General features: G+C 74.1%; 9 protein-coding genes. 8 read left to right on the top strand and 1 reads right to left on the bottom strand.

Annotation, left to right across the window (positions count from 1 at the left end):
* Nucleotides 1-24 precede the first annotated feature (24 nt).
* The 6 genes from ABZ318_RS07575 (at nucleotide 25) to ABZ318_RS07600 (ending at nucleotide 6,808) form a co-directional block, all read left to right on the top strand.
* Nucleotides 25-819, top strand: a complete 795-nt coding sequence (locus tag ABZ318_RS07575; protein WP_356901570.1) for an aspartate/glutamate racemase family protein — start codon at nucleotides 25-27, stop codon at nucleotides 817-819.
* A gap of 327 nt (nucleotides 820-1,146) precedes the next feature.
* Nucleotides 1,147-1,719, top strand: a complete 573-nt coding sequence (locus ABZ318_RS07580; protein WP_356901571.1) for a hypothetical protein — start codon at nucleotides 1,147-1,149, stop codon at nucleotides 1,717-1,719.
* A 105-nt stretch (nucleotides 1,720-1,824) separates the two neighbouring features.
* On the top strand, nucleotides 1,825-3,423 hold the full coding sequence (lnt, locus tag ABZ318_RS07585; protein WP_356901572.1) for an apolipoprotein N-acyltransferase: 1,599 nt from the start codon (nucleotides 1,825-1,827) through the stop codon (nucleotides 3,421-3,423).
* A gap of 43 nt (nucleotides 3,424-3,466) precedes the next feature.
* Nucleotides 3,467-3,949, top strand: a complete 483-nt coding sequence (locus ABZ318_RS07590) for an NUDIX domain-containing protein (RefSeq protein ID WP_356901573.1) — start codon at nucleotides 3,467-3,469, stop codon at nucleotides 3,947-3,949.
* A gap of 55 nt (nucleotides 3,950-4,004) precedes the next feature.
* The gene (locus ABZ318_RS07595; RefSeq protein ID WP_356901574.1) at nucleotides 4,005-4,844 is read left to right on the top strand and encodes a 3-hydroxybutyrate dehydrogenase; all 840 of its coding nucleotides are present in this window, start codon (nucleotides 4,005-4,007) and stop codon (nucleotides 4,842-4,844) included.
* Between the two features lie 68 nt (nucleotides 4,845-4,912).
* Nucleotides 4,913-6,808, top strand: coding sequence for a GAF domain-containing protein (locus tag ABZ318_RS07600; RefSeq protein WP_356901575.1), 1,896 nt, complete (start codon nucleotides 4,913-4,915; stop codon nucleotides 6,806-6,808).
* A 66-nt stretch (nucleotides 6,809-6,874) separates the two neighbouring features.
* On the opposite strand, the gene ABZ318_RS07605 is transcribed toward ABZ318_RS07600, so the two are convergent.
* Nucleotides 6,875-8,242: an MFS transporter gene (locus ABZ318_RS07605; RefSeq protein WP_356901576.1), complete on the bottom strand. Its 1,368-nt coding sequence runs from the start codon at nucleotides 8,240-8,242 to the stop codon at nucleotides 6,875-6,877.
* Nucleotides 8,243-8,626: 384 nt separating this feature from the next.
* Here ABZ318_RS07605 and ABZ318_RS07610 point away from each other — a divergent pair, with 384 nt between their 5' ends.
* Together ABZ318_RS07610 and ABZ318_RS07615 are read left to right on the top strand one after the other, a co-directional pair.
* Nucleotides 8,627-9,883, top strand: coding sequence for a histidine kinase (locus ABZ318_RS07610; RefSeq protein WP_356901577.1), 1,257 nt, complete (start codon nucleotides 8,627-8,629; stop codon nucleotides 9,881-9,883).
* Nucleotides 9,880-10,587 (top strand): response regulator transcription factor, encoded by a 708-nt coding sequence (locus ABZ318_RS07615; RefSeq protein WP_356901578.1) that lies wholly within the window; start codon nucleotides 9,880-9,882, stop codon nucleotides 10,585-10,587. Before ABZ318_RS07610 ends, ABZ318_RS07615 begins: the two co-directional genes overlap by 4 nt.
* The last annotated feature ends 92 nt before the right edge of the window (nucleotides 10,588-10,679 follow it).

The following is a 10,679-nucleotide window of genomic DNA, read 5'->3' on the forward strand; positions in this document are numbered from 1 at the left end:
CGGCTCATCGGCTAGGGTGACCGGGTGAAGATCGCGCTCATGGACTCCGGAATCGGCCTCCTCCCGGCGGCGGCCGCGGTGCGCCGGCTCCGACCGGACGCGGACATCCTCCTCTCCAACGACCCCGACGGCATGCCGTGGGGCCCCCGCACCCCCGAGGACCTGACGGGGCGTGCCCTCGACGTCGCCCTCGCCGCCGCCGAGCACCGCCCGCAGGCGCTCATCGTGGCCTGCAACACCGCCACCGTGCACGCCCTGCCCGCCCTGCGCGCCGCCCTGGAACCGGACGTCCCCGTCATCGGCACCGTGCCCGCGATCAAGCCCGCCGCCGCGGCCGGCGGCAAGGTCGCCATCTGGGCCACCCCCGCCACGACCGGCAGCGCCTACCAGCGCGGACTCATCCGCGACTTCGCCGACGGCGCCGAGGTCACCGAGGTGCCCTGCCCCGGGCTCGCCGACGCCGTCGAGCACGCCGACCAGGACGCGGTGGACTCCGCCGTCGCCGCGGCGGCCGAGCTCACCCCGACCGACGTCCGCGCCGTCGTCCTCGGCTGCACCCACTACGAACTGGTCGAGGAGCGGATCCTCGCCGCCCTGGAGGCCCGCCGCCGGGCCGGACTGCCGCCGATCGTCTTCCACGGCTCCGCCGACGCCGTCGCCGCACAGGCCCTGCGCCGGATCGGCGCCGAGCCCGCGCCCGACGCGGCCCCCACCGGCACCCTCTCCGTCCTGCTCAGCGGGCGCCCCGGCCGACTCCCCGCCCCGGCCCTCGCCTACGCGGAAGGCCGCACCCTGGCAGCCACGGCCGCCGCACACTGAGCGCCGAGGGGACCCGCGCGCCACGGGCCGCGCCCGACGCGCGCCCGGACCGCCTCGCGCTGCGCCGCCCGACGCCGAACCCGCCCCGCGCGGAGCGCCAAGCGCCTCGCGCTGCGTCCGGCGGGTGTGCCGCACTCACCACGAGCACCCCTCACGCGACCGCCCCACGTCGAGGCCCCGGCTTGTGGAGCGCCTCACGCCGAGCCTCCAGCGCGCCACCCCTCCGCCGGGGCATTCCACGGACGGCCGCCCTCCCCCTTCACCGAGCGTCACCGCGTGATCGCGGTCCGGCGCGCTGTTCCCGGTGAACCTGGGTACTCTCCCCTTATGAGGGAGCATTCCCGGGACCGGAGCCCGCGCGCCGACGAGCTGGTGCCCGTCGTCTGGACCGGTCGCGCCACCAACCGTTTCCAGTGGGTCGCCGCCGTCGCCGGTGCCGCCTGCATGGCCCTGGGCATCACCATCGCCGTCGAGTCCGCGTGGACCTCCGGCATCGCCGCCCTCCTCATGGCGGTGATCGGCTGCGTCGCGGCCGGACTGCTCGTCCTCTTCGGCACCCTCGCCTTCGTCCACGTCGCCGTGAAGGTCGACGACCGCGCCATGGAGGTCCGCTGCGGCCACATCGGCGTGCCGCGCCGCCGCATCCCGCTCGCCCATGTCGTCGGCGCCGACTTCGCGCCGAGCGTCACCCCGCGCCAGTGGGGCGGCTGGGGCTACCGCTGGCGGCCCGAGAAGGGCACGGCCGTGATCGTCCGGCGGGGCGAGGGCCTGGTCCTGCGCCTCGGCGACGGCCTGAGCTTCACGGTGACCGTCGACGACGCGGAGTCCGCGGTCCGAGTCATCCGCGCCCGCCTCCGCCGCCCCGCCCCACCGGCCCCGCCCGCCGCGACCGGTGTGTGAGCCCGCCCGTGCCCCCTGGAGGACGGGTCCGCGCCGGTCACACGGGTTCCGGGACGAGCCGTACCGCCCTCCTGAGGGACGGGAAAGCCCCGTAGACTCCGCTGGGTGAGCGCCACCATCACCCCCGTCGACGCGTCCGGACCCGAAACCGCCCCCACGTCGGCCGCCCGGCTGCGGCGGTTCACGCGGCCCGGGGCGGCTCTGCTGTCCGGGTTCCTGCTCTACCTGAGCTTCCCCCCGCGCCCCCTGTGGTGGCTCGCGCTGCCCGCCTTCGCGCTGCTCGGCTGGACTCTCCGGGGCCGCCGTCTCCGCGCCGGCTTCGGCCTCGGCTACCTCGCGGGGCTCGGCTTCCTCCTCCCGCTCCTCGTATGGACCGGCGAGGAGGTCGGCGCCGGCCCGTGGCTGGCGCTCGCCGCCGTCGAGGCGCTCTTCGTCGCCGCCGCCGGTCTTGGCATCGCGGCCGTCTCCCGGCTCCCCTGGTGGCCCTTCTTCGCGGCCGGGGTGTGGATCCTCGCGGAGGGGGCACGCGCGCGCGTGCCCTTCGGCGGCTTCCCCTGGGGCAAGGTGGCCTTCGGACAGGCGGACGGCGTCTTCCTGCCGCTCGCCGCCGTCGGCGGCACCCCGGTGCTCGGCTTCGCGGTCGCCCTGTGCGGCTTCGGCCTGTACGAGGCGTGCCGGCGGTTCCGCGCGTACCGGACCACCGGCACCGTCCCGCGCGGCCCGCTCGCCGCCGCGGGGCTCGCCGTGCTCGTCCCGGTCACCGGCGCCCTCGCCGCGCTGCCGCTCGTCGACGACTCCGCCGAGGACGGCACCGCCACCGTCGCCGCCGTCCAGGGCAACGTGCCCCGTCTGGGCCTCGACTTCAACGCCCAGCGCCGGGAGGTCCTCAACAACCACGTGGCCCGCACCCGCGAGCTCGCCCAGGCCGTCAAGGACGGTCGTGAGCCGCAGCCCGACTTCGTGCTGTGGCCGGAGAACTCCTCCGACATCGACCCGTACGCGAACGCCGACGCGGCCGACGCCATCGACGGCGCCGTCAAGGCGATCGGCGTGCCCACCGTGGTCGGCGCCGTCGTCACCCCCCAGACCGGCAAGCTCCGCAACACCCTCATCCAGTGGGACCCCGAGCGCGGCCCCGTCGCCACGTACGACAAGCGGCACGTCCAGCCCTTCGGCGAGTACATCCCGATGCGGCCCTTCGTACGGATCTTCAACAGCAACGTCGACCGGGTGAGCCGGGACTTCGGCGCCGGTACCAAGGTCGGCGTCTTCGACCTCGCCGGTACGAAGGTGGGCCTGGCGACCTGCTACGAGGCGGCCTTCGACTGGGCCGTGCGCGACACCGTCACCCACGGCGCCCAGCTGATCTCCGTCCCCAGCAACAACGCCACCTTCGGCCGCAGCGAGATGACCTACCAGCAGCTCGCGATGAGCCGGGTGCGCGCGGTCGAGCACAGCCGGTCGGTCGTCGTGCCCGTGACCAGCGGCGTCAGCGCGATCATCCGTCCCGACGGCGAGATCGTCTCCCAGACGAAGATCTTCACCCCGGACGTCCTCGTCGAGAAGGTGCCGCTGCGCTCCTCGCAGACCCCCGCGACCCGGCTGGGCACCCTGCCCGAGGCCCTGCTCGCGGTGCTCGCGGTGGCCGGGCTCGGCTGGGCCGGCGCCCGCGCGGTGCGCGCCCGCCGGACCCCCGCGGCCTGAATTCGGGTCCGGCCCCGACCCGTAGATGATCTAGGGTCGGGGCATGGGCACTCCTGACTTCATCCGCGAACTGCGCGCGACGGCCGGCCACCAACTGCTCTTCCTGCCGGGCGTCAGCGCCGTCGTCTTCGACGACCGGGGCCGCGTCCTGCTCGGCAAGCGGGCCGACAACGGCCTGTGGGCGGTCATCGGCGGCATCGTCGACCCGGGGGAGCAGCCCGCCGACTGCGTGGTGCGCGAGGTGTTCGAGGAGACCGCGGTGCGCTGCGTGCCCGAGCGGATCGTGCTCGTGGAGACCCTGCGCAAGCCCGTCGTCTACCCGAACGGCGACATCTGCCAGTACATGGACGTCTCGTTCCGCTGCCGGGCGATCGGGGGCGAGGCGCGGGTCAACGACGAGGAGTCGACCGAGGTCGGCTGGTTCGGGGTGGACGAGCTGCCGGAGATGAAGCGTTTCTCGTACCTGCGGATCGAGAAGGCGCTCGCCGATGAACCCACATGGTTCCGCACCACAGCAACCAGCTGAACTATGGGCCCGGCACACATCGGTGGGGGAGGGGCCCGTTCATAGGGTGCGGGACATGAGCGCCCCCACCACCGTCCCCGGCACCGAGCCCGGTGCCGACGTCGCCTCGCCCCTGCCCCGCGCCGCGGGCCCCGCCCTCGACCTCACCGGCCGCACCGCGCTCGTCACCGGCGCGGCCGGCGGCATCGGGCGCGCCTGCGCGCTGCGGCTCGCCGCCGCCGGCGCCCGGGTCAGAGCCGTCGACCGGGCCGCCGAGGGCCTCCGGAGCCTGGCCGAGGAGGCCGGCTCGCTCCCCGGCGACCTCGAACCGCGGCTCCTCGACCTGACCGACCTGGACGCCGCGGAGGCGGTGGCCGCCGGCACCGACATCCTCGTCAACAACGCCGGGATCCAGCTGGTCCGCCCCATCGAGGAGTTCCCGCCGGACGTCTTCCACACCGTGCTCACCGTGATGCTGGAGGCGCCCTTCCGGCTGATCCGGGGCGCCCTGCCCCACATGTACGGCCAGGGGTGGGGGCGGATCGTGAACCTCTCCTCCGTCCACGGACTGCGCGCGTCCGCCTTCAAGTCCGCCTACGTGGCCGCCAAACACGGGCTGGAGGGCCTCTCCAAGACCGCCGCCCTCGAAGGCGCCCCGCACGGGGTCACCTCCAACTGCGTCAGCCCCGGCTACGTCCGCACCCCGCTCGTCGAACGGCAGATCGCCGACCAGGCCGCCGCCCACGGCATCCCGCCGGAGCGCGTCCTCACCGAGGTCCTCCTCAAGGACTCGGCGCTCAAGCGGCTCATCGAACCGGAGGAGGTCGCCGAGGCCGTCCTCTACCTCTGCACCCCGCAGGCCTCCTTCATCACCGGCACCTCCCTCACCCTCGACGGCGGCTGGACCGCCCACTGAGGCAGTCCCCGGGGAAGCTCATCCACAGGGGTGGTGCGACCACACGTACGGCAGGTATCCCTGTGTCCATGTCCCACGAACACGTCTCCTACCTGGAACTCCTCGCCCGGGGAGCAGGGACGGAGGCCTACGACCGGCCCGTGCTGCTCGCCCGTGCGAGCGGCGCGGGCCCCGAGGCGCTGGCCGAGCTCGAGGAGGCCAAGCAGCTCGCACTGCGGGTCCGGGCCGAGCTGGAGGGGCGGCGGCGCCGCGAGGCGGAGCTCTCCGCGCTCTTCGCCACCGCCCACGACCTCGCGGGACTCCGCGACCTCGACGCGGTGCTGCGCGCCATCGTGCAGCGCGCCCGCTCGCTCCTCGGCACCGAGGTCGCCTACCTCAGCCTCAACGACCCGGCCGCCGGCGACACGTACATGCGGGTCACCGAGGGCTCGGTCTCCGCCCGGTTCCAGCAGGTGCGCCTCGGCATGGGCGAGGGGCTCGGCGGCCTCGTCGCCCAGACCGCCCGCCCGTACGTCACCGAGGACTACTTCGAGGACCCGCGCTTCCAGCACACGCGGACCATCGACGCGGCGGTACGGGACGAGGGCCTCGTCGCCATCCTCGGCGTGCCGCTCAGCCTCGGCAGCCAGGTCATCGGCGTGCTGTTCGCCGCCGACCGCAGGGCCAGGGTCTTCGAGCGCGAACAGGTCGCGCTGCTCGGCTCCTTCGCCGCGCACGCCGCCGTCGCCATCGACACCGCCAACCTGCTCGCCGAGACCCGCTCGGCCCTCGCCGAGCTGGAGCGGGCCAACGACATCATCCGCGAGCACAGCGCCGTCATCGAGCGGGCTTCCGAGGTCCACGACCGGCTCTCCGAACTGGTCCTGCGCGGCGGCGGTGTCCACGACGTCGCCGACGCCGTCTCCGAGGTCCTCGGCGGCACCGTCGAGTTCACCGAGGCGGGCGCCGGCTCCGCCCGCCGCGCCGGGGGCCACGCGGTCCGCGAGGGCGACGACTGGGTGGCCGCCGTGTCGGCCGGCGGCGAGACCCTGGGCGCCCTCGTGCTCCACGGCCAGCCCGACCTCGACCCCGTCGACCAGCGCACCCTGGAGCGCGCCGCCCTCGTCACCTCCCTGCTGCTGCTCGCCCGCCGCTCGGCGGGCGAGGCCGAGCAGCGGGTGCGCGGCGAGCTCCTCGACGACCTCCTCGACGCCCCCGACCGGGACCGCCGGCTGCTCCGCGAGCGCGCCGCCCGGCTCCGTACGGACAGCGAGGCACCGCACGTCGTGCTCGCCGCCCGCATCGACCGGGCCGCCGGTGACGCCTCCGAGGCCGACGCCGGAGGCCGCGAGAGCGCCGACCGCCAGCGCCTGTGGTCGGCCGCCTCGCACCTGGCCGCCACCCGGCACGGGCTCGCCTCGGCCCGTGACGGCGGGACGGTCCTGCTGCTGCCGCTCGGCCCGGGGGAGAGTGCCGCCGACCTCGCCCGCCAGACCGCCCGGAACCTCGGCGGCACCCTGCGCGAGCCGGTCACCGTCGGTGCCTCCGCGCCCGTACGGACGCTCCTCGACCGCCCGGACCAGGTCGCCGTCGCGTACCAGGAGGCCCGCCGCTGCCTGGACGCGCTCGTCCTGCTGCACCGCTCGGGGCAGGGCGCGGCCGCCGAGGACCTCGGCTTCCTCGGCCTGCTCCTCGCCGACGGCCGGGACATCGACGGCTTCGTGGGCCGGACGATCGGTCAGGTCGTCGCGTACGACCGGCGGCGCGGCACCGAACTGGTCCGCACCCTGGACGCCTACTTCGCCAGCGGCATGAGCCCGGCCCGCACCAAGGACGAACTCCACGTCCACGTCAACACGGTGGCCCAGCGCCTGGAGCGCGTCGGCCGACTGCTCGGCCCCGACTGGCAGACCCCGGCCCGCGCCCTGGAGATCCAGCTCGCCCTGCGCCTGCACGCCCTGTCGGACGCCGTCGCGGACAGGTGACGCCCGGAGGAAGGCTCCGTGCCCCGCTCGACACGAGCGGGGCACGGGGCCTTCCGGACCCCGGGATCAGACGTCGGCGCGGACGCGGGCGTCCTCGGGGCTCCGCTCGTCGACCCCGCCGAGATCCCGGTCGCGGGTCTCGCGGGCGGCGGCGATCGCGACGACGGTGAGCAGAGCGGCGGCGATCACGTACAGGGCGATCGGGGTCGAACTGCCGTAGTCGGCGAGGAGCGCGGTCGCGATGAGCGGCGCGGGGGCGCCGGCGGCCACGGAGGAGAACTGGGCGCCGATGGAGGCGCCGGAGTAGCGCATCCGGGTCGCGAACATCTCGGAGAAGAAGGCCGCCTGCGGCGCGTACATCGCCCCGTGCAGGACCAGACCGACCGTGACGGCGAGCAGCAGGGAGCCGAAGCCGCCGTGGTCGATGAGCAGGAAGAACGGGAACATCCAGGCGCCGACGCCGACCGCGCCGATCAGATAGACCGGGCGGCGGCCGATCCGGTCGGAGAGCGCGCCCCAGGCGGGGATGACGGCGAAGTGGACGGCGGAGGCGATGAGGACGGCGTTCAGCGCGGTCTGCTTGCTCAGGCCGACCTGCGTGGTCGCGTACACGAGGATGAACGCGGTGATGACGTAGTACGAGATGTTCTCCGCCATGCGGGCGCCCATCGCGATCAGCACGTCCCGCCAGTGGTGCTTGAGGACCGCGACCAGCGGCATCCTCTCGACCTGCCCGGCGACCGCCTTGCGCTCCTCGGCGGCGGCGAGCGCCGCCTTGAAGACCGGCGACTCGTCGACCGAGAGCCGGATCCACAGGCCGACGACCACCAGGACGCCGGAGAGCAGGAAGGGTACGCGCCAGCCCCAGGAGGCGAAGGCGGCGTCCGAGAGCAGCGCGGTCAGCGCGGACAGCACACCGGTCGCGAGCAGTTGGCCGGCCGGCGCCCCGGTCTGCGGCCAGGAGGCCCAGAACCCGCGCCGCTTCGCGTCGCCGTGTTCGGACACGAGCAGGACGGCCCCGCCCCACTCACCGCCGAGCGCGAAGCCCTGCACGAGCCGCAGCACCGTGAGCAGCACCGGAGCGGCGGACCCGACGGTCGCGTACGTCGGCAGCAGTCCGATCGCGAACGTCGCCCCGCCCATCATGAGCAGGCTCAGGACCAGCAGCTTCTTCCGCCCGAGCCGGTCCCCGTAGTGCCCGAAGACGAGCGCGCCGAGCGGCCGCGCGGCGAACCCGACCGCGTAGGTCAGGAACGAGAGCAGCGTCCCGACCAGCGGATCGGACTCGGGGAAGAACAGCTTGTTGAACACCAGCGCGGCGGCCGACCCGTAGAGGAAGAAGTCGTACCACTCGATGGTGGTGCCGATGAGGCTGGCGGCGACGATGCGCTTGAGGGAACCGGGGGGTGTGGGAGCGGTTGTTGCGGCGGCCATGTGCACCACTTCCAGGCAGGTACGGGGACGTTTCGGTGTCGCCATACCGTAGGAAGGCGCAGGTCAGGGGCGTATGTGGTGGGACACCATAGTTCGGTGCTCCCGCATGCGCCCGGCCGCCATGGCCCTGCGGGTTCACGCCGACAGCGGTGGAGCGTGCACCGGGCCGGATGACGGCGGCCCCTGACAGCCCGCAGCACATCCGGGTGGGCTTCGGCGGTCGTACGGACCAGGTGACCCAGGGCCTCGGAGGAGACGCGTCGTTGAGCCGTGCACCGCCCTCCTCCCTCGCGCGAGCGACACCCCCGTCCCTCGCGCGAGGGAGCACCTGATCACCGGGTGGAGGGACGGCCGCGCCCAGGGCCGACCGCCATAATGACTGGCGTGAACCGTGCGAGTGCCTGGCGTGACAGCTGGACCGGAGTGCTGCGGCGGGCCTCGGCCCTCCCCCGCAACGCCGTGTTCGTCGCCACGCTGGGCGGGCTCGCGATCGCCGAATCGCTCGCCGAACTGGTCGCCGAGCACGGATCGATCCCCCGGATGTTCGCGACCACCGCGCAGAACGCCACCGAGAACGGCGCCAGCATCCAACTCGCCATGATCATAGGCCTGTTATGCCTCTGCACCGCCCTGCCACTGGCCCTCCTGCGCCCCGTCCTCGCCGGACTCACGGTCACCGCGGCGAGCTTCGGCTCCCTCACCATCTTCCACACGCTGACGCTGGCGGGCTTCGCCGCCCAGCTGCTCGCCCAGTACCGGCTCGGCCGCCGCGGACACCTCCTCGCGGCGATGCTGTTCAGCGTGCCGTTCCTCGCCCTCGCCCTCGAGGTCGCAGGCGCCGGATCCGCGGACACCGCCGACTACCGCGTGCGCACCGTCCTTCTCGCCGCGCTGGCCCCCATGGCCGCCTTCGCCGGACTCGCCCGCCGCGCACGACGGGGCGACCGGGAACACGACGCCACCCGCGACGTCATGGCCGGCAGCCAGTGGGAGAACGCCGCCCGCGAGGAGCGCGCCCGCATCGTCCGCGAACTCCACGACGTCGTCGGCCACCACGTCTCCATGATCGCCGTGCAGGCCGAGACCGCCCGCGTGGCCACCCCCGGCATGCCCGCCGCGGGCAGCGAACGGCTCCTCAGCATCGGCGACACCGCCCGCGCCGCCCTCACGGAGATGCGCCGCCTGCTCGGCGTACTGCGCGACGACGACGAGCCCCCCACCGGCGCCGAGCGCCGACCGCAGCCCGACCTCACCCGGCTCGACGACCTGCTCGACGAGGCCCGCAAGGCCGGCACCGCCACCATCCGGCTCATCCTCAGCGGCAGCCGGCGCCCCATGGGACCCGGCATCGAGCTGGCCGCGTACCGCATCGTCCAGGAGTCCCTCACCAACGCCCGCAAACACGCGATGGGCGCCCCCGTCGACGTGGAACTGCACTACGCCCACGACGCCCTGCACGTCAGCATCCGCGACAACGGCCCCGGAGCGCCGCCCGCGCCGCCCGGCAGCGGCGGCCACGGCCTGCTCGGCATGCGGGAACGGGTCGCCGCCGTCGGCGGGCAGATCAGTACAGGTCCGGCGGACGCCGGTGGATTCCTCGTCAAAGCCAGTTTCCCCGCCAAGCCAGAACGGACCCCATGACCACCCCGCCGACACCGATCCGCGTCGTCGTCGCGGACGACCACCTCGTCGTCCGCACCGGATTCGCCGCGCTCCTCGACTCCCAGCCGGAATTCACCATCGTCGAGACCGCCACCAACGGCGTCGACGCGGTCCGGGTCTGCCGCGAGGTGTCCCCGGACGTCGTCCTCATGGACATCCGCATGCCCGAGATGGACGGCATAGAGGCCACCCGGCAGCTCCTCGGCGACGCGCCCGACGGAGGGGACGCCCCCCGCGTCCTCATCCTGACGACCTTCGACCTCGACGAGTACGTCTACGACGCACTGCGCGCCGGCGCCAGCGGCTTCCTGCTCAAGGACGCCACCGCCGAGCGGCTCTTCGACGCCGTCCGCGTCGTCGCCGCCGGAGAGGCCCTGCTCGATCCCGGGGTCACCCGCCGGCTGATCAGCGAGTTCACGAAGCTGCCCGGCGGCACTCCGGCCGCCAAGCCCGCGTCGTCGACCCTCGACACGCTCACGGCCCGGGAGACCGAGGTCCTGCTGCTCGTCGCCGACGGCATGTCCAACGGGGAGATCGCCGCCCGCCTCCACGTCACGGAGGAGACGGTCAAGTCGCACGTCAGCCGGACCCTGACGAAACTCGGCCTGCGGGACCGCACCCAGGCCGTCATCACGGCGTACGAAACCGGCCTCGTCGTCCCGGGACTGCGCCGCACCGACTGAGCCCCGGCGGCTGAACGCATCCGGCGCCCCTCCGGTGGTCGGCGCCGTCGCCGAAGTACAGCCGAAGTACAAGCGGCGGCGCTCTTCACGTG

Source organism: Streptomyces sp. NPDC006197 (assembly GCF_040613865.1).
Lineage (GTDB): Bacteria > Actinomycetota > Actinomycetes > Streptomycetales > Streptomycetaceae > Streptomyces.